General features: G+C 36.8%; 21 protein-coding genes. 12 read left to right on the top strand and 9 right to left on the bottom strand.

Annotated features, from left to right (window positions below; translation table 11 throughout):
* Positions 1-13 precede the first annotated feature (13 nt).
* A complete protein-coding gene (locus MKL35_RS11945; protein WP_002051336.1) occupies positions 14-940 on the top strand; it encodes a branched-chain amino acid transaminase in 927 nt (308 codons plus the stop codon).
* Between the two features lie 67 nt (positions 941-1,007).
* The gene (locus MKL35_RS11940) at positions 1,008-1,892 is read left to right on the top strand and encodes a mitochondrial fission ELM1 family protein (protein WP_017394161.1); all 885 of its coding nucleotides are present in this window, start codon (positions 1,008-1,010) and stop codon (positions 1,890-1,892) included.
* Here MKL35_RS11940 and MKL35_RS11935 read toward each other — a convergent pair.
* On the bottom strand, positions 1,877-3,451 hold the full coding sequence (locus tag MKL35_RS11935) for a phosphoethanolamine transferase (protein WP_228132244.1): 1,575 nt from the start codon (positions 3,449-3,451) through the stop codon (positions 1,877-1,879). The genes MKL35_RS11940 and MKL35_RS11935 overlap by 16 nt on opposite strands.
* A 125-nt stretch (positions 3,452-3,576) precedes the next feature.
* Here MKL35_RS11935 and MKL35_RS11930 point away from each other — a divergent pair, with 125 nt between their 5' ends.
* The 4 genes from MKL35_RS11930 to MKL35_RS11915 are packed head-to-tail and all read left to right on the top strand — an operon-like array spanning position 3,577 to position 7,143.
* The gene (locus tag MKL35_RS11930) at positions 3,577-4,605 is read left to right on the top strand and encodes a glycosyltransferase family protein (protein ID WP_004711948.1); all 1,029 of its coding nucleotides are present in this window, start codon (positions 3,577-3,579) and stop codon (positions 4,603-4,605) included.
* Positions 4,602-5,357: a polysaccharide deacetylase family protein gene (locus tag MKL35_RS11925; protein WP_031953330.1), complete on the top strand. Its 756-nt coding sequence runs from the start codon at positions 4,602-4,604 to the stop codon at positions 5,355-5,357. Before MKL35_RS11930 ends, MKL35_RS11925 begins: the two co-directional genes overlap by 4 nt.
* Positions 5,354-6,118 (top strand): glycosyltransferase family 2 protein, encoded by a 765-nt coding sequence (locus tag MKL35_RS11920; RefSeq protein ID WP_004885272.1) that lies wholly within the window; start codon positions 5,354-5,356, stop codon positions 6,116-6,118. The genes MKL35_RS11925 and MKL35_RS11920 overlap by 4 nt, the downstream gene beginning before the upstream one ends.
* A gap of 11 nt (positions 6,119-6,129) precedes the next feature.
* The gene (locus MKL35_RS11915; RefSeq protein ID WP_032010006.1) at positions 6,130-7,143 is read left to right on the top strand and encodes a glycosyltransferase; all 1,014 of its coding nucleotides are present in this window, start codon (positions 6,130-6,132) and stop codon (positions 7,141-7,143) included.
* Here the strand turns inward: MKL35_RS11915 and MKL35_RS11910 are convergent.
* A complete protein-coding gene (locus tag MKL35_RS11910; protein WP_023188191.1) occupies positions 7,140-8,027 on the bottom strand; it encodes a glucosamine inositolphosphorylceramide transferase family protein in 888 nt (295 codons plus the stop codon). The two genes, MKL35_RS11915 and MKL35_RS11910, sit on opposite strands and share 4 nt — an antisense overlap.
* An 84-nt stretch (positions 8,028-8,111) precedes the next feature.
* On the opposite strand from MKL35_RS11910, the gene MKL35_RS11905 reads away from it, so the two are divergent.
* Positions 8,112-8,876 (top strand): glycosyltransferase family 25 protein, encoded by a 765-nt coding sequence (locus MKL35_RS11905; RefSeq protein ID WP_022575665.1) that lies wholly within the window; start codon positions 8,112-8,114, stop codon positions 8,874-8,876.
* A gap of 82 nt (positions 8,877-8,958) precedes the next feature.
* Complete coding sequence (locus MKL35_RS11900) at positions 8,959-9,801, top strand: glycosyltransferase family 2 protein (RefSeq protein ID WP_032010010.1); 843 nt, start codon at positions 8,959-8,961, stop codon at positions 9,799-9,801.
* Between the two features lie 52 nt (positions 9,802-9,853).
* Here the strand turns inward: MKL35_RS11900 and MKL35_RS11895 are convergent, their stop codons facing one another.
* Positions 9,854-10,600 (bottom strand): hypothetical protein, encoded by a 747-nt coding sequence (locus MKL35_RS11895; protein WP_227555493.1) that lies wholly within the window; start codon positions 10,598-10,600, stop codon positions 9,854-9,856.
* A 38-nt stretch (positions 10,601-10,638) separates the two neighbouring features.
* Positions 10,639-10,854 (bottom strand): hypothetical protein, encoded by a 216-nt coding sequence (locus tag MKL35_RS11890; protein WP_006580305.1) that lies wholly within the window; start codon positions 10,852-10,854, stop codon positions 10,639-10,641.
* A 203-nt stretch (positions 10,855-11,057) separates the two neighbouring features.
* Here MKL35_RS11890 and MKL35_RS11885 point away from each other — a divergent pair, with 203 nt between their 5' ends.
* Positions 11,058-12,086, top strand: a complete 1,029-nt coding sequence (locus MKL35_RS11885) for a stealth conserved region 3 domain-containing protein (protein ID WP_032010011.1) — start codon at positions 11,058-11,060, stop codon at positions 12,084-12,086.
* A gap of 58 nt (positions 12,087-12,144) precedes the next feature.
* On the opposite strand, the gene aspS is transcribed toward MKL35_RS11885, so the two are convergent.
* Complete coding sequence (gene aspS, locus MKL35_RS11880; protein WP_004711960.1) at positions 12,145-13,929, bottom strand: aspartate--tRNA ligase; 1,785 nt, start codon at positions 13,927-13,929, stop codon at positions 12,145-12,147.
* Positions 13,930-14,098: 169 nt separating this feature from the next.
* Entirely contained in the window at positions 14,099-14,863 is a 765-nt protein-coding gene (locus MKL35_RS11875) for a DUF4184 family protein (RefSeq protein WP_032010013.1), read from the bottom strand.
* Positions 14,864-14,988: 125 nt separating this feature from the next.
* Here MKL35_RS11875 and znuD point away from each other — a divergent pair, with 125 nt between their 5' ends.
* Together znuD and MKL35_RS11865 are read left to right on the top strand one after the other, a co-directional pair.
* Positions 14,989-17,001 carry a zinc piracy TonB-dependent receptor ZnuD gene (gene znuD, locus MKL35_RS11870; RefSeq protein ID WP_032010015.1) on the top strand — a complete coding sequence of 671 codons (2,013 nt, stop codon included), beginning with the start codon at positions 14,989-14,991 and terminating at the stop codon, positions 16,999-17,001.
* A 74-nt stretch (positions 17,002-17,075) separates the two neighbouring features.
* A complete protein-coding gene (locus tag MKL35_RS11865; protein WP_032010017.1) occupies positions 17,076-18,539 on the top strand; it encodes a phospholipase D family protein in 1,464 nt (487 codons plus the stop codon).
* 315 nt (positions 18,540-18,854) lie between these two features.
* Here the strand turns inward: MKL35_RS11865 and MKL35_RS11860 are convergent, their stop codons facing one another.
* Positions 18,855-19,301: a hypothetical protein gene (locus MKL35_RS11860; RefSeq protein WP_004711969.1), complete on the bottom strand. Its 447-nt coding sequence runs from the start codon at positions 19,299-19,301 to the stop codon at positions 18,855-18,857.
* Positions 19,302-19,464: 163 nt separating this feature from the next.
* On the opposite strand from MKL35_RS11860, the gene MKL35_RS11855 reads away from it, so the two are divergent.
* Positions 19,465-19,839 (top strand): RcnB family protein, encoded by a 375-nt coding sequence (locus MKL35_RS11855; RefSeq protein ID WP_002051261.1) that lies wholly within the window; start codon positions 19,465-19,467, stop codon positions 19,837-19,839.
* Positions 19,840-19,883: 44 nt separating this feature from the next.
* Here the strand turns inward: MKL35_RS11855 and MKL35_RS11850 are convergent, their stop codons facing one another.
* Together MKL35_RS11850 and MKL35_RS11845 are read right to left on the bottom strand one after the other, a co-directional pair.
* Positions 19,884-20,366 carry a phosphate-starvation-inducible protein PsiE gene (locus tag MKL35_RS11850; protein ID WP_004885289.1) on the bottom strand — a complete coding sequence of 161 codons (483 nt, stop codon included), beginning with the start codon at positions 20,364-20,366 and terminating at the stop codon, positions 19,884-19,886.
* Positions 20,367-20,484: 118 nt separating this feature from the next.
* Positions 20,485-22,266 (bottom strand): acyl-CoA dehydrogenase C-terminal domain-containing protein, encoded by a 1,782-nt coding sequence (locus MKL35_RS11845; RefSeq protein ID WP_032010020.1) that lies wholly within the window; start codon positions 22,264-22,266, stop codon positions 20,485-20,487.
* Positions 22,267-22,416: the final 150 nt, after the last annotated feature.

Here is a 22,416-nt window from a genome sequence, read left to right as displayed (position 1 = left end):
TTTGGAGTGTTCCATGAATTTGGCTGATCGTGATGGTTTTATTTGGCAAGATGGACAATTAATTGATTGGCGTGATGCAAAGATTCACGTTTTAACCCATACACTACACTACAGTATGGGCGTATTTGAGGGTGTTCGTGCTTATGAAACTCCTAAGGGTACTGCAATTTTCCGTCTTCAAGACCACACAAAACGTTTGTTAAATTCAGCAAAAATTTATCAAATGAAAGTACCGTTTGACCAAGCAGCGCTTGAGCAAGCACAAATCGATGTTGTTCGTGAAAATAAATTAGCTTCTTGCTATTTACGTCCGCTTATTTGGATCGGTTCAGAAAAACTAGGCATTGCTGCAACAAATAACACTATTCATGCCGCAGTAGCAGCATGGGCGTGGGGCGCATACCTTGGTGATGAAGCGATGGCTAAAGGTATTCGCGTTAAAACTTCATCATTTACTCACCATCATCCAAACGTGACCATGTGTAAAGCAAAAGCATCTGGTAACTACACATTATCAATTCTTGCTCACCAAGAAGTTGCGCACTCTGGTTACGATGAAGCAATGCTTATGGACCCACAAGGTTATGTGTGCCAAGGTTCTGGTGAAAACGTATTCTTGATTAAAGATGGTGTTTTACATACTCCAGATATCGCTGGTGGTGCACTTGACGGTATTACACGTCAAACTGTGATGACGATTGCTAGAGATCTTGGTTACCAAGTTGTTGAGCGCCGTATTACACGTGACGAATTCTATATTGCAGACGAAGCATTTTTCACAGGTACTGCTGCTGAAGTTACGCCAATCCGTGAATACGATGACCGTCAAATCGGTGCGGGTTGCCGTGGTCCAATTACCACTGAAATCCAAAAGACTTTCTTTGATGCAGTTCAAGGTAAAAATCCAAAATATGAACACTGGTTAACTTACGTAAAATAAGTTAATCCGTTAACATGAAAAGGCGAACATTGGTTTCGCCTTTTTATTTTTTAGTTAGGGAGCTTTTATGCATATTGTCTATGTCTCTGATGGTAAAGCAGGGCATCGTTCACAGGCTTTAGGCTTGTTTCAGGCAATGCAAAGACAGCAGGCAAATGCAACTTTTGAAGAAGTTTCTATTAATGACTTGCCTATTATTTCCTTAATTAAAGCGCTTTTCTCTTCAAAAAATTCTCTACTTCAGCAAGCACCCGATTTCATATTTGGTGTCGGGAGCCATACGCACTTTCGTGTCTGGTTGCTGGGTAAAATTTTTAAAAAGGCGAAGACTGTTATTTTAATGAAGCCAAATTTACCTATTGTTTGGTTTGACTATGCTGTGATTCCAGAGCATGACGGTATTCTTTCAAATGAGCGCGTTATTGTTACGCGTGGAGCATTGAATCCAATTCGTAATGAAAACCGACATCAGGCAGGCAGAATTTTAATTGCATTGGGTGGTTCATCTAAACGACATCAGTGGAACCATGAAAAAGTATTATTAAGTGTCCAAAAAATTGTTGAGTGTAATTCAAATTCTGAGATTATCCTGACCACCTCACGTCGTACTCCTGTAGGTTTCATTGATATTTTAAAACAACAAAGCTTTGCTAAGTGTTTACAGATATTTCCAGTGGAGCAAACTCCTCAAGGCTGGATTTTTGAGGAAATGCAAAAGGCAGAAGCTGTGTGGGTAACCGAAGATAGTGTTTCTATGATTTATGAGGCACTTACTGCAGGTTGCCGAGTCGGTGTGATTGCAATGGACAGACTCAAACAAGATCGTATTACCAATTCGGTTGATATACTGCTAGAGAAAAAGTTAATAGCAAATGTGTTTGATATAAATTTGCTTCCTGAAGGGCAGGTTCTGCAGGAAGCGGATCGGGTCGTTTATCAGCTCACTAAATGACATTGGCTGTCATCGTGACCTTTATCATAGTTGATGGTTTCTGATGTTGCTAAAATTTCTCTTGGATATGTTTTGAACTTCGAATTAAATAACGATCTCTCTTGAGAAATGTTTTTACAGTGAATACCTCTCATATCTAAGAGTGTAGGTAATATATTAATTGAGCTGATTGCACTGCTTTGTTCTTTAGAAAGAGTATTCGCCATTTCTGGATGATGTTGCTTCCATAAGTTTGAGCTCCACATAATTAACGGAACATCGAAGTTATTTTTCATGTCTAAATGCAGTGAACTATTTTCTTTACATTCTCCAAGATTAAGACCATGGTCAGATGTGTAAATTAAGTTGGCGTCCACATTGGTTGCTTTTAATTTTTGAATAACTTCACTGAGCAGATAGTCTGTATAAAGTACCGTATTGTCATAGGTATCTTTAAACTTATTAAATTGCGGTGGATAGCGTTTTGTAAAATCAGCATGTGAGCCATAAAGGTGTAACACGATGAATTTATGATGTGTTTTTTCTGCCAATGCTCGATCAAATGATTTGAGTAGCTCCTCATCATAATGAGTTTCTAGTGAGGCTGAATATGAATGTTGCGTCAAAAATTGGGTTTCTTGAGCAGAAGAGGCATACGCTGAAACAAGAGAATCATATTCTCCATATTGGGATTGTGCGCTAAACCAGTAAGTTTTGTAGCCTGCTGCATTGAAAGCATTCACAATAGAAGGGCTTAAATTATCAGTTCCGTTTAACTTTCCTGTTAATAAGGTCGGTACAGACTTACTGGTCATATAAGAGCCTGAAATCGTATTATTAAATAACCATAAATCTTTCTTATATTTTTCTAGATAAGGCGTTGTATTATTTTTGGTATAGCCAAACAAACTTAAACGGTCGCGTCGAGCACTTTCCCCAATAACTAGTACTGTAATGGTAGGGCGAGTTTCCTTAACTTGTGTACATTCAATTTCGTTTTGTGTGGCTATGAAATCTTTTACTCGATTTACTTCAAGACTCGCTGCTGGTAAACCAAGAAGTAAATTTAAAGGGTAAGATTGTTTAAAATGGCGATATACATTTAGAAACCCTTGCTGATGATCAGGTGCTTTAAGGTAGCGTTGAATTGGCGAAAAAATAAGACATAACGCTAAAATACGTAGCCACATTGGAGTGCTTAGTCTTTGATTTGGAATGAAATAATAAAAGAAAATCAAAGGAATGATGTAAGCAATAATCAAACCAATTGCTAAAGGAAGATCTAATGTCGATAAATAAACTTGGCCTTCAGTTGCAGAGCTACCTAAAATTGTGAGCCACACTGAAATTTCAGTTGGGGCGTTATAGGTAATTTCATAGTACAGTGCAAAAGGGCTTAAAAGATAAATAGGTAAACTAAGCCAGAAAAAACGGCGGTAATGATAAATTAAAAAAACGAAAAAAATAAGCGGATATAAAGCTTTGAAAAAACCATCACTGGAAATAATGCATGATGGAACAAGCAGCATAAAGCAATAAATAAAGAACCATAACTTTCCTGTTTTGAATCGAAAAATCACGCCAAGCTGTTCCAAGTGTAAAAGCGCGATATCATCCTATATTTTGATAACACGGTCTACATAAATTAAGGCATGATATAATATTTTAGTTCATCTCCAGAATTGATGGAATTATAGAGTTTAGAATGAAAATATTGCATATCGCAAATTTTGGCTTTAATAAACAAGGCGCGCATTTTTACTGTACAGACCGTAAAATTTCTGCCGGATTAATTGAAAATGGCCATTTCGTTTATGATTTTAGTTTTCGTGATATGGCACGAATGGGGACGATTTTTAAAACAAAAAAATTGGGTGCCAATTGGGCCAACAAAGAAGTATTAAAAGTCGTCAATAACATTGAACCCGATTTGGTGCTCATTGGACATAGTGACTTGATGAGTCCAGATGTTCTAAGACAAATTAAAGAATCTTATCCAAATACTAAAATCGCATTTTGGTATGTTGATCCGCTTTATTTAGAAAGCAAACTTGGCTTTGTAAAAGCATTCTCCCCGTATTTGGATGCTATCTTTTGTACAACGGGTGGTGAGTATTTACAGAAGTTAAAGCAGCCTCATTTAAGCGTAGCCTATCTGCCTAATGTGGGTCATCGTAACGTTGAAACACTACAGCAATTTTCAAACTCTAAGACTGATAAGACATTTATTTTCTGCGGTGTGGTCTATAAAGAACCTGAACGTGAAAAATTCTTAAAAGATTTGGCAGATGCCCTGCAACAAGGTCATGTAAACTATCAATATTATGGTTGTTTTGAGCAACCAGGTGTTTACGGTAAAGCTTATTATAAGGTTCTTTCTGAAACAAAAATGGGACTTAATTACTCACGTCGTAATGATGTAACCTTGTATAGTTCTGACCGTATTGTACAGTTGACTGGTAATGGTTTACTCACCTTTAGTCCAAGAATTCCAGGTTTTGAGAAACTCTACACTGAGCAGGAAGTGGTTTACTTTGATGATCAGTTTGATTTGGCTAAGAAGATCCAATTCTTTGATCAAAATCCAGAGCAGGCTGAAAAAATAGCGAAAGAGGGGTGGGAGAAAACGCGTAAATCTTTCAATGCTAAACGTATCACTCAATTTATGGTTGAGGTGACATTTAAGCAGCCCCTTTCAGAAAATTATGAATGGTCACATGAGGTTTATGCATGATGTGGTTTTTGTACGTTGCGGTAGGCCTATTAATACTTGCTGCACTGTTATATGTGCTGGGTAATTATACATTCTGGCTTCCGTTCCGTTCGAACAAACTACCACGCATAGTGATGTTGCATCAGGTTACCCCTAAGGATGCTGCCTCTGGTATGAACATGCCCCCTGAAAAGTTTGAACAACTCTTACAGTTGTTGACGCGTAAAGGGGCTATCTTCTGCTTTGTTTCTGAGCTTGAACAATATCGGAATCAAAAGAATGTGGTTGCTTTAAGTTTTGACGATGGCTTTATGGATAATTATCTTTATGCCTATCCATTACTTAAAAAATATAATGCAAAGGCAACCATTTATTTGGCAACGCAAATTGAAGGTATTGAAAAGCTCACTCACCATCAAATCCATGAAATGGCGAACTCTGGTTTGATTGAGTTCGGTGCGCATACTCAACATCATGTGAACTTGCTTAAGCTTGATGACCAAACGGCTTACAATGAGATGCTTCAGTCTAAGCGTGATGTTGAAGCATTAGTTGGAAAATGCCCTAGCTTTGCTTATCCATTTGGTCGTTTTAATGAAAAGCACCAGAAAATGGCCCAAGATATTGGCTTTAAAAATGCAGTATCGACTCGTAAAAAAATCGAAGCGTATGAAGCAGATAACCAATTTAATATTCCACGTGTCAGCACGCATGGTGCCATGAATGCTTTACAGATGCGTATCGCCCTTGCTAAAGGACGTTATAAGTTATGAATAAAATTCCATGTAGTGTTTATATTGTCACTTTAAATTGTGGTGCTTGGTTAGAGCGAACTTTGCAAAGTGTCAGTGAGTTTGATGAAGTTATTATTTTAGACTCAGGTAGTACTGATAATACTTATGAAATTGCAAAGCGCTTTGAAAATACCCAAATTTCTCATCAAGACTGGCAGGGTTATGCTGGGCAAAAAAGTTTGGCCTTAGCAAAATGCCGAAATGATTGGGTACTCAATTTAGATGGCGACGAAGTCTTATCTAATGAATTAAAACAAGAGATTGTTGAGACTATTCAGCAGAACAAGCTTGATGCATTAATCACTCCAATTAATGATGTATTTTTAGGTGTTCCGAACAGTAAACATACTAAGAAACATGCGAAAGTGCGTTTTTTCCGTAAGTCTAAAGGGCATTATGATCTTGCCAATAAAGTCCATGAAAATGTAATTGTAGATGGTGAATCTCAGCGCGCTCAACACGATATTTACCATTATGGCGAGTCGAGTATTTTCGTTAAAGTCGAAAAAAATAACCAATATTCCAACTTAAAAGCATTAGAGAAATTCCAAAAAGGAAAGTCTCCAAGCATTGCAAAATTGGTTTTGGTGATGCCAGTGACTTTTATGAAGTCTTATTTTATTCGCCGTAGTTTCTTAAATGGTTGGCGTGGTTTCGTAAATAGTATGATTAACGCGTTTTATGCATTTCTAAAAGAAGCCAAACTGTTTGAACAGACGATGAATAAAGATAAAAAATAAGTAGGCAAGCTATGAAAATTGTTCAGATTATGGCGACAGATGGTGGGAAAATCGGTGGGTTAGAAAAGCATACTTTCCAACTCTGTGCAGAATTATCACAAAAGCAAGAAGTCCATTTATTTTTAGACTTAAACTATCAAAGTACACTACCTAAAATAGAGCATCTTCATTGTCATTATTTTGATTTTTCCAAAGGAAGAATGAATATCGGTCTTCTCTATTCTCTTTTTAAAGAAATTAGAAAAATTGCTCCTGATGTTGTCCATGCTCAAGGTGGAAAAGCTTCAAAAATTTTGAGTTTTCTTCTACCGTTTTTAAAAGTACCAAGTGTGGCAACCATTCATGGTATGAAAAATAATATGCGTAGCTATCGGCATTTTAATGAGGTAATAACTGTAAGTCAGGCGGTTGCCGATAAAGTGAGTGAGTATCGACCGGTTCATGTTGTTTATAATGGTGTGGCTCAGGAAAAAAGATTGACTGCCGATATACCTAGAACAACTCTAAAAAAAGTTATCGCAATTGGCCGATTAGATCCAGTAAAAGGCTTTGATCGACTTATAGAAGCATGGCAAGGTTTGGAGATTCAGCTAGAAATATTAGGAGAGGGGCCAGAGCAGGAACATTTAAGTCAGTTAATTCAAGAGCTGCATTTACAGGATAAAATTAAATTAGTTGGTTATCAGCAAGATATTTATCCCTACTTGGCAGCAAGTGATTTAGTGGTGGTATCTTCCTTGAGAGAAGGAGGGCCTTTAATTGTTGCAGAAGCATTATTGGTACATAAACCTGTAATTGCCACTGATGTTGGTATGGTAAGAGAATTTATTCCAGAAAAATATATAGCAAAAGATAATACCGTATTAGAAATTAATAATTTAATTAAAGTTGCGATTAAAAACTTTGAGCATATTCATCATGACTTTAAGCCTGCATTTGATAAAGCTGAGGCTGAATTGTCTTTAAATGCAATGGTTAATAAAACACTAGATATTTATAAATTAGCGTTGAGACAACAACGCTAATTATCTTTTTCTGTCAAACGGATCGCATCCATAACAATGAAGTTTGAATGTACATCAATAGTGTGACATCCATCATCATCTTTGCTCCATTCAGGATATATTGTTTCGTACAGTTTTTCTTCATATTCCTTTGGACTTAATTTTATGATTTCCTTAAGTTCAATATGTCCACCATAACGTTTTAGAGAGTCTTGACTTGGGCGAACCAGTTTATTCTGATAGAAAAAAGGTTTACCAGCCATCCTAAATTGAATTTTTCCTTTACACACTGGGTTCATTGGGTGTTCTTGCCAGTTAGGATTTAAAATATCCTCGGTAAAGAATAAATCTAAACGATCACCAAATTTCTTACAGTCACGACGTGTAGAAGTAAAAAGATACCATAAACCTTCATGATAAAAGGGTGTGGTGTCAACTGCTTCAATATTCTCTAAAAGATTAGAATGCTTTTCCCATTTTAGTGGAAAATCAGTACATTTCCAAAGTTCGATTGTTTTGTTGCTAAAAGTCTCTGGTACCATGTACCAAGTATTATCTATTTTAAATACACAAGGATAAGATAGGTGATAGTCGAGCTTTAAAATAGCTTCAGGTGATGTGTATGTACCATCTTTAAAGACTTCTAAAACAGAAAGAAAGCCTACAGGATGTTCATCATCAACTTCTTCAAAAAAAATAAAATGACGATCATTTTCATAAGCATAAAAGCTATCTGCAAATGTAAATTTTCTAGGAGAGTGAATTTCAAATAGAGAGTCTAATTGTTCAAGTGATGTAAAAGGTTGTTCTAACCAACCAAAACGCATATACCAATGAGAGTCAAAAGATTTTGCTTTTTTTGCTTGTTGGTATTTGTACCATTTTTTTTGGATTGAACGAATCATGACAATACAAGAAATAAAAAAGATATATTAAGTCTATTTTACATTAGATATCATATTTGCTGTTTAAAAGTGGGGAGTTACTTAATGAAGATTTATGTTATCAGTATCGAAGAGGAAAATTCACCTCGCTTAAGTAAATTCCTCAGTCAAAATTTTTTTGAGCAAGGAAACTTACCTATAACGAGAGTAGGCATTAAAGGAGGAGACCTTTCAGCAAAAGAATATTTTGAAAGAGCTGTAAAGGGCCGTGAAACTCCTTTAACTCCAGGTGAACTAGGCTGTACTTTATCTCATCTAAAAGCACTTCAATTTTTTTTAGATACTGATGATCAGTATGCTTTAATTTTGGAAGATGATGCTATTTTCCCAAGTGATCTTACTTATGAGATATTAGAAAAACAAATAGAAAGTGCTCATTTACCATCTAAAACATTATTAAGTTTAGGTGGGATACAAATGAAAGAATCACGCAAAGTACGAGGAAATTTTAAAGAGGAGACTTTTCTGAATAAAAAGATTCTTGAAGTTATTCCTGACTATTTTCATCGTGTGAACTATGCGATGGCTTATATTGTTGATCGGGATATGGCAAAAGTACTTTTGGCTTATCATCAGCCTTTACGTCGGGCTGATGATTGGAGTTACTTATTTGATTTTGATAGCCAAGTGCATCTTTTAATGACATATATTGTTGATCATCCAGTCATTCAAAAGGGAGAAAAAAATCAAGAGTTAAGTGCCATCGAAGCTGAACGAGTCGATGCAACTAGTTTAAAGAAAAGTAAGTATGGAACAGGCATTCGACGTAATCTAGCTAAACTGTTTAGTCAACTTTATTCAAATAAGTAATAAAATGAATCTGCGAAGATTTTTTTATTGAATTAAAGCTTAATTTTATATTTTTCTACTTAGTAGTTTATTGGGGGGTGTTATGCCAAAAGTTGTAATGGTTGTTGTGTTGTATAATAAAACGTTAAAAGAATCTTCAACTTTACAGAGTTTACTTTCCTTTACTCATCCCTTAGATCATTTAGTTATTATAAATAATGGACCAAAAAACATAATTGTAGATGATTTCTTTGAAAAGTTAAGAGATAAACATTTAAAAGTTACTTTAGAAAATCATTTGCAAAACAAACCTTTAAGTTGGATTTATAATGATCTTATAGAAGGAGATGACGCTGATTATTATGTGCTGTTCGATGATGACACAATAATAAATGCAGAATATGAAAAGCATTTATTTGAAACACTAAATGATATTGATATTGAATTTCCTAAAATATATGCAAGAGTGGAACATATTCAACATTTTCCTATGGTAAATAATAAATTATTGACAAATAGTGATGAGCTTGAAAAAGTGGTATCTATTTTTTCAGTTGGTTCAGGTTTAATTTTATCAAAAAATATAAAAAATATTTTTATTGAAAAATTCGGCTCTGTCTTTGACCCACATTTTGCTTTTTATGGTGTTGATTCAACCTTTTTCATTCGTTTAAATAATTTATTAAAACAAGGTGAAAAGTTTAGCTTTTCATCTAGAACATATTTAAAGCATGGTTTGTCACTAACCGAAGAAGAATTAACTGATTGGAGAAAAAAAGAGTTTATTTATGAAAATACACTTAAAGTAAAATATTATAGTGGAAGTACTTTTATGGCTAAATTGAAATTTTTACGTTTGATGTATCGTAAGTTAAGCCATTTTGAATTTCGTGATTTAAAACTTGTTATTCAAACATTTATAAAAGGAAAACATCCACGATGTTAAATGTATTTAAGAGCTTACAATAATTATGATTGGTAAGCTCTTAAACAAATTTTTATGAAAAGATTTTCGTATACCATTTACGCTTTTTCTTTGGTTCATAAATATAAGATGGCATTTCTAGACTCATACAGTTATTAAAACCTGAAATATCAAGTGTATTATTAATGAGCTCATCACAACGTTTCACGAAAAGTTCTATATTTTCAGCAGTGCGGCTTTGGAATAAATGGTAAACCTGATCTGCAAATACTGTACCTATGCCATAATAACCATAACTTGCTAGGGCCCAACAACCTTCACTTGGTGCTTTTTCATAGCGTGTTGGAAACAAAGTATGATAGGGAATTCTTTTTTCTTCGGCAGCAAATGCAAGAGCTTCTGCAACATCTCCATGTTTATTAGGCATAAAAGAGGGACGCCCAAGTTTTTCATAACATGTTTTAGTAATAAAGAAAAAAGCAGGAGATGCAAAAATATGTGTTGCATTGCCTATATGATTTGAGACTTGAGCACATCCTAAAAACGTATCATTTTTAATAACATATTCAATTGCATTCAAAACAATATCGATGTTCAATGGGATAAGATCGGGCTCAATAATCGCAATAACTTCAGCTTGAGCTGTTGCCATGATTTCATCAAGCCATTGACCATGTGGAATGTTCTTTTGAGTATATCGAACATTTAAACCTAAATGCGACATAACTCTTTGATGAGCTGCTAAAATTTCAGAGCTAAAGTTATCCCAATGAAATGAATGGAACTCAGTTTGTTTAAGTAAATTATGGTTCATGTTCATGATATTAAAATCAGAGATCCATTAAATAAAAGAAATTACTATTTATCCGCATTTCCTTTAAGCACCATATAAATGAGTGCTACAAAAATAAGTAATGCACCTGCGAGGCTGCTTACACAGAAATAAAGAATGCGTTGGTTGGTCGTTAAATTAAATAGTTCATGTGAAAGGATATAGCGCATGAAAAACCATTGCGCAAGAGAGAATACAATCACGACTAAAGCATGTCGACGAACGTCAGGACGCATTGCCATAATCAATTACCATGCGGGAGAAGAGAGCAGCTATTATGCCATTTGCCCACTGTCACCTCAATAGACTATGAATTAACGAAATTGTTTAGAAATAATAAAAATATGAAGGAATTGTGAACTTTAATTAACATTAATAAATAGTAATATCCCTCTTATTTGCTAAAACTTTCATTATCTTGTTGAATTTAGCTTAGGGGAGAATAATGCAGCCTATTGATTTTGTCATGATTTGGGTCGACTCAACTGATACTAAATGGCAGCAAGATTATAAATATTATAAATCTAAAGAAGCAAATACACAGGTGACTGAGGTCATTGATGAGTGCCGTTATCGTGATTGGGATAATCTTCAATATTGGTTTAGATCTGTTGAAAAATTCTGTCCTTGGGTACGAAAAATTCATCTAGTAACTTGTGGTCATTTTCCAGAATTTTTAGTACAAAATCATCCAAAATTAAACTTGGTGACCCATGATCAAATAATAAATCCAGACTATTTACCTACTTTTAACTCTCATGCTATCGAAATTAATATTCATAAAATAGAAGGTCTTGCAGAGCACTTTGTCTATTTTAATGATGATACTTTTATTAATAGCCCCCTAGAACCGGAGTTTTTCTTTAGAAATGGTCTACCTTGCGATGGAGTTAGACTACAGCCTTTAATGGTAGTGGGAGAAGAGAACTTTTTAGGTGCTGTTGCTTTGACCGATGTTGCGATTATTAATAAATATTTTGATAAGAGAAAATTATTTCGAAAAAATCCTTACACACTTTTTAATCATCGTTATTCAATCAGTAATAATTGGGGTAACTTTTTAAGTTTATATAATCGAAAATTCTCAAGTTTTTATAGTAATCATTTACCTCAACCATTTTTGAAATCGATATTTGAAGAGGTTTGGGAAAAAGAAGAAAACTACTTAAAGGAAGTATCAAGTCATCGATTTAGACAGCCTTTAGATGTTAATCAGTACTTGTTCAGATTGTGGCAGTTATGTTCTGCTCGTTTTTGCCCCGTAAATATATTTGAGCGTGGTCAAAATTTTAATTTAAGAATCCAAAATCTTCCTGAAATTAATCATGTTATTAAAAATGAGCACCTTCCACAGATTTGTTTAAATGATGATGAGCAAGTGGTTGATTTTGAAAAACTAAAAAAAGAAATTATTCAGATTTTTGAACAAAAATTTAATACAGTTTCGAGTTTTGAAAAAGAAATATCTCATTAAAAATTATTTATTAAAAAACCCTGCATAAGCAGGGTTTTTTAATTTCACAATCTAATAATTATTTAGATTCTTCAGCTTTTGGCTTTTCACGTAAGCGGATGCCCAAGTCACGAAGCTGGTTTGCTTCAACAGGAGCAGGTGCTTGAGTAAGTGGACATTCAGCAGTTTTCGTTTTAGGGAATGCAATAACGTCACGAATTGAAGTCGCGCCAGTCATAAGCATTACTAAACGGTCAAGACCAAATGCCAAACCACCGTGAGGAGGGGCGCCATAACGAAGTGCGTTAAGCAAGAAGCTGAATTTCTCTTCTGCTTCTTCATCAGAAATACCAAGCGCTTCAAAAATCGCTTTTTGCATTTCTAATGTGTAAATACGAAGAGAACCGCCACCAACTTCAGTACCGTTCAATACCATGTCATAAGCAACAGAAAGTGCTTCGCCTGGATTGCTCTTCACGTCTTCTACGCTAGATTTAGGTAGTGTGAATGGGTGGTGAACAGAAGTCCATTTGCCATCGTCAGTTTCTTCAAACATTGGGAAGTCAACAACCCAAAGTGGAGCCCACTCACAAGTTGCAAGGTTCAAGTCATGACCGATCTTGACACGAAGTGCACCCATAGCATCGTTTACAACTTTGGCTTTATCAGCACCGAAGAATACGATATCGCCATTCTCTGCACCAACACGCTCAAGTAACTTCATTACGATTGGTTCAATGAATTTAACGATAGGAGATTGAAGACCTTCAATTCCTTTTTCGATTTCATTGACTTTGATATACGCCAAACCTTTCGCACCGTAGATGCCAACAAATTTAGTGTATTCATCAATTTGGCTACGAGTTAATGAACCTGCACCTGGTACGCGAAGTGCTGCAATACGGCCTTTAGGGTCTTTTGCAGGACCAGCAAATACTTTGAACTCAACTTCTTGCATTAAATCTGCAACGTCAACGAGTTTCAATGGAATACGCAAATCTGGTTTATCTGATGCATAATCACGCATCGCTTCGCTATATGGCATGCGGCGGAATTTTTCAAACTTTACGCCAAGCAAGTCATTAAATAGTTTAACAGTCATGCCTTCCATCAAATCCATGATTTCATCGTCATTTAAGAACGATGTTTCAATGTCGATTTGAGTGAATTCTGGCTGACGATCAGCACGTAAGTCTTCATCACGGAAACATTTCGCGATTTGGTAGTAACGATCGATACCACCAACCATCAATAATTGTTTAAACAATTGAGGTGATTGTGGAAGTGCGTAGAAGCTACCATTTTGTACGCGACTTGGTACTAAATAGTCACGTGCACCCTCAGGAGTTGCACGAGTTAAAATCGGAGTTTCAACGTCTAAGAAACCGTGATCATCTAAATAGTTACGGATCAAGTTAGTTACTTTAGAACGGAAACGTAAACGCTCTAACATTTCAGGACGGCGAATGTCCAAGAAACGATATTTTAAACGGTGTTCTTCTGACACGTTAATCGTGTCATCATTTAATGGGAATGGAGGAGTTTCAGAAGCAGCAAGAACTTCGATTTCTTTGCCTAAAACTTCGATTTGACCACTCACCATATTTGGGTTTTCAGTACCTTCATAACGGCGACGAACACGACCTGTAATTTTTAATACATATTCAGAACGTGCTTTATCTGCAGTTGCAAATGCTTCTGGAGTATCTGGGTCAATAACCACTTGAACGAGACCATCACGGTCACGCATATCAAGGAAAATAACACCGCCATGGTCACGGCGACGATGTACCCAACCGCATAATGTAACGGTTTGGTCGATTTGGGCTTCAGTTAAAGAGCCACAGTAATGAGTTCGCATCATGATGAAGATTATCCAAACTATATTGGCTGAAAGGACGGATGCGTAAACCGCGCACCGTCAAAAAAGTAAGTTTTCGATTATGCCCTGTTGAATGGCATGCGACAAGAACTAGATTAAAAAACAGCTATAATTTAGCTAAAAATGAGCAATTTGGCAGCAAGTTTATCCATTAGCCCATTCTTTGTTGTCTATCTAAAAACAGGAATAATAAGCACCCCAAACTAAAAGTACTTAACCAGCCTTGCATAAACTCATTAATAGATCGACCTGTAAAGTAATAGGTGTCGGTATGCCAAACCTCGTGAGGAATGTAACGGGCATAATCCCAAAGTGAAAATAAGCCCAAAAGGGTAGATAAAATAAACAGAGACCATGCAAAAATTTTAATTTTATGACTTATTTTCCAGTGCTGTTTATGTTTTTGATAATAATGAATACTCATCCAGCCTAAAAAAGGTAATGCTAGAGCAGAAGAACCGAGTTGAAGTAGTCGATGCAAAGGATAGGGACGACCAAAGAAATGAACCGTTTGGGATAAAAAATCTTGGAAGATAAAAGTTCGAAAGTCAGAATGAGTAAGACCATCCCAAATGAGATGAGTGGCAATACCGATAATGAGTGCAAATATAATTTCAATTAAAAAGTAGATAAAACGTTTAAAAGAGTCTAATTTCAAATCATGCTGAATACCAAAAAAACGGTAAACCACAGGTCGATAAAGTAAATACCAAATGACGCAAAACAATAAACCTAATGCAAGGTTTGGGTAAAGCAAGCCCTTCCATTGATGAGTCAGCATACCTGACTGAACTGTAAATAAGCGGTAAAGGTCAGGTGTCATGCTGCCAATAGCTAGGGCGGCAACAGGCAGAGTGTTTCGACTTAGTTTAGCAATCGGTGGAGCAAGAACAGCATGAGAGATTGTAAAAGGCATTGGAAAACGAAGCTTCTCACATCATCAAAACAACGAGTCTAACGAAACATGCCTTTGGTTAATGTTTTTTATTGCAAAACATTTGGAATGTTATAATATAACGTAAAAAATATGGGGCATTGACTATGCAGCTCAAAACACAGCTTTTTGTTCTCTCATTATTATCACTTTCTATTCAGCAAGTGATGGCAGCGGATGACACAAATACTAAGGAAGAGAAACCTGCCGAATTGGCAACAATTACGGTTAAAGCAGAAACCACAGCACCAGCCAATAATACGTCTTTAGCAGAAGGTGCAACGAGTATTGGTAATGCCTTAAATGGTCAAGCAGGGGTTTATTCAGCTCAATATACAGGAGGGGCGAGCCGCCCTGTCATTCGTGGTCAAGACGGTACACGTGTCAAGATCGTACAAAACGGTGGCGATGTAATGGATGTTTCATCTGTATCGCCAGACCATGCCGTTACGGTTGATCCAAACTCTGCCCAAGATATTCAAATATTAAATGGTGCTGAAGCATTATTATATGGTGCAGGCTCTGTGGGGGGACTGGTAAATGTTGTTGATGAAAAAATTCCAACTAGTATGCCAGACAAGGGCTATCAAGGAAAAGCTGGTGTCCGCTACAACTCAGGTAGTGATGAGCTACTATATTCAGGGCAAGCGACAGTCGGTTTAGGGGACCATGTTGCGCTACGTGTCGGCGGTTTAAAGCGCGATGCGAATGACTATATCTTGCCTAGAGATTTACAAACAGACGAGCGTCGTCAGGATAGCACTTTTGCCGACTCTAAAAATTATAATGCTGGATTATCTTGGATTGGGGATCGTGGTTTTATCGGTGCTTCATTTAGCCAGCGTCATGATCAATATGGTATTCCTGCCGATAATGAGCTTTTTGGTTCATGTGAACGTGATGGCTTGCACCTCGTGTGTGGAACTGATGACCCATCAACCGAACATGAGCATGAGCACGAACATGATGCCTCATGGATTAATCTCAAAGAAAAGCGTTATGATTTAAAAGGTGAGTTAAGAGACCCGTTTGCAGGCTTTGCTAAAGTTGCAGCGCAAGCAAGCTATACCGACTATCAACATGAAGAAATGCATAATACTGATGTCGGAACAACTTTTAAAAGCAAAGGGATTGATAGCCGAGTTACATTAGAAAATAATGCTTGGGCGGGTTGGACAGGACAAATTGGCGCGCAATATACCCAACAAAAACTGAATATTGTTGGTGATGAGTCGATTATGGATCCAAGCAAAACCCAACGTTATAGCGTATTTGGTTTGCAACAAAAACAAATCAATAACGTCAATCTTGCAGTTTCTTCGCGTATTGACCATCAAACTATCGACATTGAGTCAGATCAAAAGAATTACACGGGTACTGGATATTCGGTTGCTGGTACAGCAAGCTGGGAATTTATTCCGCAATACAAATTGTCCCTCACAACATCACACCAAGAACGTTTGCCATTTGCTCAAGAGTTGTATTCGGACGGTGTGCATATGGCGACCAATACTTATGAGTTGGGTAATGATGACCTGAAGAAAGAGCGCTCAAATAATGTTGAGTTAGGTTTGCACTTTAATAATGATCTTTTGAAATACAACGTAAGCGTGTTCCATAACCGTTTTGATAATTTCATTTATGCTAATACATTGGATGATTTCCAAGGCTTCCGTCTTATTCAATATAGTCAAGATGCAGCTAAGTTCTATGGTGTCGATGCTGACCTAAGCTACCAAATTTCACCTGTATATAATTTAGGACTATTTGGTGATTATGTTCGCGGCAAAATTGATAATGAAAATGCACCACGTATTCCGGGTGGACGTTTAGGTACTAAAGTTAAAGCAGATTTTGGTGATGGATGGGATGGTTCTGCCGAGTACTATCATGTGTTTAAACAAAATGATATTGCTAATTATGAAACTAGAGGGCAGAGCTATAACATGCTGAACTTAGGCGTTGGTTATAACGGCAAATATAGCAATATTGGTGATTACCGAGTGTTCTTGAATGCCAACAACTTGCTTGATAGCCGAATTTATCAGCATGAGTCTTTCCTTGCAAATGTTCCACAAGTCGGGCGTAATTTTACTGTCGGTGTAAACTTTAGTTTCTAAGGCCTAACACGAAACTAAACTTGAAAAATCAAGCTAAAAGACCTAATTTGGAATGATCAAGTTAGGTCTTTTTTATGCGTATTTTTCAGCGAATTCATCAAAAAATAAATTGGTCAGGGCGTCGTTATATGGCGGTATTACTTTGCGTTGTTGCTATTGCATATATTGCATCGGCAATTTACCACACAGTAAAACCATTACCACAGGGCATTAACTTTAGTGGCAAGCTTAGACATGCCGATGTCAAATTTTTAGCAGATAAAACTTATCTGGATGCCAATGGTCAACAGAAGCTTGATCAACATATTTTTGATGAAATTTTAAAAATGATTGATGAGGCAAAGACTACTATTGTGGTCGATATGTTTTTATTTAATTCAGAGGTGGGTGACTCAAAAATAAAGCAAAGACCATTGATGCAGGAACTTACTAATGCGTTGATTAGTAAAAAAAGACAAAACCGTCAAATCCAGATTGTATTAATTACTGACCCGATTAACTCAGTTTATGGCGGTTTAAGTCCGGAGCATTATCGGCAATTACGACAAGCCGGTGTTGATGTTATCGAAACGAATCTGGCACCTTTACGTGCTTCAAATCCACTTTGGTCTGGTTTTTGGTATATTTGTTGCCAAAATATCGGAAATAATCCAGACAAAGGCTGGTTACCCAATCCTTTTGGTAATGAAAAAATTACATTACGCAGTTATCTGAACCTATTTAATTTTAAAGCGAATCACCGTAAGACCTTGGTTGTTGATACTGACGCTGGTTGGAAATCATTGGTCACTTCAGCAAATCCACACGATGGTAGTTCGAGACACTCTAATGTGGCGTTGGTTGTAACAGGAGCCACAGCTACTGATATTCTTCAAACAGAAGCTGCTGTTGCGCAGATGTCTGGAAGTAGCTCACCATCACTCATTTTAGGTGACTTTGAAAAAGATATAACCAAGCCTCAGGTTCAAGTGTTAACTGAGGGTGCAATCTATGAATCTGTATTGAAACTAATTAATTCGGCTAAACCCAAAGAACATCTCGATCTAAGTATGTTCTATTTATCTGAACGCAAGATTATTCAAGCTCTAAAAAATGCACAAGCACGAGGTGTGATTGTTCGTGTTTTACTTGACCCAAATAAAGATGCGTTTGGAAGACAAAAGAATGGTATTCCAAACCGTCAGGTTGCTTCAGAGTTACATGCTGCTGGTATACCAATTCGCTGGTGTGACACGCATGGTGAACAGAACCATAGCAAAATGATTGTGAAATATAACGACCAGCAAGCTGAGTTGATTGTAGGTTCTGCCAATTTCACTGCTCGTAATTTAAAAAATTACAACCTTGAAACGGATATGCTGGTTATAGGCAAAGTTCAAGATCAAGTTTTTAAAGATGCTCAGGATTACTTCAATACTTCATGGTCAAACCTACAAGGTAGACAGATGAGCGTCGATTATGCGAAGTATGCAGATGAATCTAAAGTGAAGTATTGGATTTATCGCTTTATGGAATGGTCAGGGTTATCGACTTTTTAATCACTACCTTTGGAGTTTTCCAAAAAAATGGCTTGTGCCTAGAGTCATCCACAACCTGAGCGAGGGAAAGCAAACATCGTTTGCTTCGAGCGCAAGACAAACAAAGTGCGTAGTTCAAACTCAAGCATAGCTTTCGCCTTGCGGTACGGCAAAGATTATTAATCTTTGCTATTCGCACCTCAGGTTTTGTGGATGACAAATGCTTTTGGTTACTTTGGGCGAAACCAAAGTAACGAATTAGCTACTACAAGTAGAACTTAAAGCGGTAAGACCCCGTCTTGCTAATTAAAAATAGAGAATAAAACTTGAAATATTTTAAGGCGTTGGCGGAATCAATTGATCCAAAGCCTTATCATCTAACTTTTCTATTTCACTCAAATCAGTCTTAATCTTCCACTGCGATTCATCATCTACCGGATTAGGTAAACGTGCTTCAAGCCAATCACATACGGCATCAGGGTTAAACTCAGGATGATTACATTGAATAATCCATGACAAAAAGTCTTTTGCTTCGCCATTCATATAAGGCGGTGGTGACACTGGAAAAAATAACGTAGGTAGACGTTCATTCGTCGATAGATAGTTTAAAACATGGCCGAGTTCTTGCACGGTTTGCCATGCAAGTGGGTGTTCTACATCAATACTGAACTTAAACCACCAAGCGTGTTCGCCATCTGCTCCATGCGCCATAATACGGGCTTCTTGTACACTTGGAACTTTGCAGAAAAATTGATGAAGACGTTCAAAACTGATTTCAGACACAGCAATTGACCTAGCTTAGAAAATGCTAATGGTAGCACAGATACAGATTCTTCATATTTTCTTTATAGTCATTACAAACAATATCAATCAAGCCTGTTTTATTCATGGTTTCTCCTTGACTCTCTTTTAATCTAGCTCTATATCAAGATAAAAGGGATGCACCATGAAAAAGCCAATCGTTCTTGTACTTTCAACTTTAATGTTGGGTATGTCTGCTACTGCGATGGCGGATTCAAATAATCGCTGGGATAACTATCACGGTAAAGACTATCGACATTATGAACAGCGCTACGATCATCGTTATGATCGACGCGATGACCATAGACCACCGGTTTGGTCAAATGCAAACCGTGGCCATGAATATGTTGTGTTCAAGCGAGGGGAGCGTATTCCTGTAGAATACCGTGATAACCGTTATTTTGTTTCGGACTGGCGTGCCCATCGTTTATATGAACCACCACGTGGATATCACTGGGTGAAAACACCGAATCAATATTTATTAGTTGATTCACATCACCAAGTTTATCGTGTGCGTTAAAACTAAAATATAAAAATGAAAAGGCCTCAATATTGAGGCCTTTTTTATGCTAATTCGTCATCTTGTGGTTGAGGAGTTTTTAAAGAGTTGGGTGTTTTTGAATGCTTTTCTTTCATTACAGATGGGTAGTGCCAAGAAGCAAAACGAACCACTAAAATTGAAATCGCTAAAATTAGAATTGAACCAGTAATAATCACTTGATCGATATCTGCTTTATGGTCATGTTGAATATCTGAAATCAGTAAACGCGTTAAGGCTGTAATCGCCACATAAATAAGAAAACGTACAGGCATATGATTGGTTTTAAAATAAATACCGACCATTGCGCCGAGTTCCAGATAAATAAATAACAATAAGATGTCATCGATTGAAGCATACTTTTTGACAGTTAAAATTTCATAAACTGTATGTGCTGCTGACCATGCCACCATACAACCGATAATGAATAAAGCCAAATAATGAAAAGCTTCAACGGCATAGTGACCAAACCGGTCGAGCGTTCTTTCAAACTTTTTCGGATCAGGCATAGTAAAATCTTTTTAATATGAGTATGCCTAGAAAATAAACAAATTTTATGCCAATAGAAATAGTAAATACAAAATAAAAAACGCCTGATTACTCAGGCGTTTTTTATAAAAATCTTAATTATGCTTGGTTTGTAAAGTAGTCTTCACTAAAGCCCATAATTAAGTCTGAACCAGCTTTGATTTTAGCAATACGTGCATCAATATCTGGCAAGATACGTTCAACAAAGTATTGAGCTAAAGCAAGTTTGTTTTGGTAGAAATCACCAGATTTATCTTTAGCAGCAGCTGCAATTTTTGCAAACATATAAGAGAAGCTGAGTAAGCCAACTGCATGTAAGTAATCAACAGCAGCAGCATTTGGGAAATCTACATTTTCAGCAGCTTGTTCAATAATAAACTGAGTGATTGCTTCAATTTCAGTTGCAGCATCTAAAGTTGCATCTTTAATGAAGTTCAAATCGGTGTCTAAATCATTTGCAAAGTCACGGATTTCTGTAATGTATTCAGCAATGAATGCACCGCCACATTTAATAGTTTTACGACCAATTAAATCTTGAGATTGAACGCCGTTGGTACCTTCGTAGATTTGCGCAATACGAAGATCACGAATACATTGTTCCATACCCCATTCACGAATATATCCATGACCACCAAATACCATCTGAGCATCTAAAGTTGCTTGGAATGCGGTATCTGTAAGGTAAGCTTTTGCGATTGGTGTTAAAAGCGCAACGCGATCATTCGCTTTTTTCACAGCTTCTGCATCAGTTGAGAACTTAGTGATATCTAGCTGTTGACCTACATAGACTGCAAATGCACGAGAAGCTTCGTTGTTTGCACGTACATTTAACAACATACGACGTACATCACCATGTACTAAAATGCTATCAGCAGGCTTGCTTGGTGATTGGACACCAGCTGCACTACGGCCTTGTAAACGGTCAGTCGCATATTGAGCAGCATTTTGATAAGCAAATTCAGAAGCACCTAAACCTTGAATACCCATTGATAAACGTTCGTAGTTCATCATAACGAACATCGCAGCAAGACCTTCGTTTTCTTTACCAACGAGGTAACCTTTTGCGCCATCAAAGTTCATTACACAAGTAGCAGAGGCTTTGATTCCCATTTTATGTTCAATAGAACCTGGGCCAACATGGTTGCGGTCACCTAAAGAACCATCTTCTTTTACAAGGTATTTCGGTACGATAAATAGCGAGATACCACGTGAACCAGCAGGAGCATCTGGAGTTTTAGCAAGTACCAAGTGAATGATGTTTTCTGCTAAATCGTTGTCACCGCCAGTGATGAAGATTTTAGTACCTGTAATGTTATAAGTACCGTCTTCATTACGTTCTGCTTTAGTTTTAATAATACCTAAGTCAGTACCTGCATGTGGTTCAGTCAAGCACATGGTACCTGACCATTCACCTGAATAAATCTTAGGTAAATACGTTTCTTTTTGTTCTTGAGATGCATAGCTACTTAAAGCCATGCCAGCACCCACTGAAAGAAGCGGGTAGAGCATGAAAGATGGGTTTGTCGCAAATAACATTTCATCGGCAAGAACGGTCAGCATTTTTGGCATGCCTTGCCCCCCCCATTCTTCATCTGCGCCTAAGCCAATCCAGCCACCTTCTGCATATTGACGAAATGCATCTTTAAAGCCAGCAGGAGTAAAGACTTCGCCATTTTCATAGCGAGCGCCTTCTTCATCACCAGTACGGTTTAATGGATGAGTCACGTTCTGAGCAAATTTAGCCATTTCTTCTAAAATTGCTTCAGCTGTTGCAGCATCTACATGAGCGAGTTTCTCATTAGACTGCCAAAATTGTTCTGCTTTAAATACATCATTTAAGATGAATTTCATATCAGCTAAAGGAGCATTGTAAATTGGCATAATCGTTCACCTTTTTTATGCACATCAACTTGTGCTAGATATCCTGTAAAACGAAATGGATATTGAATTTAAAGTCTAAATTTATCACTGATCTTATAAAAAAAGGACCGTCAAAACTGAGCAGTCCTTTTTTAGTTTTTAACATTGCAT

The sequence above is a fragment of the Acinetobacter sp. AOR41_HL genome, from assembly GCF_027854645.1.
Lineage (GTDB): Bacteria > Pseudomonadota > Gammaproteobacteria > Pseudomonadales > Moraxellaceae > Acinetobacter > Acinetobacter nosocomialis.
The sequence above is the reverse complement of the archived record's forward strand: the minus strand, read 5'-3'. Positions and strand labels throughout refer to the sequence as shown.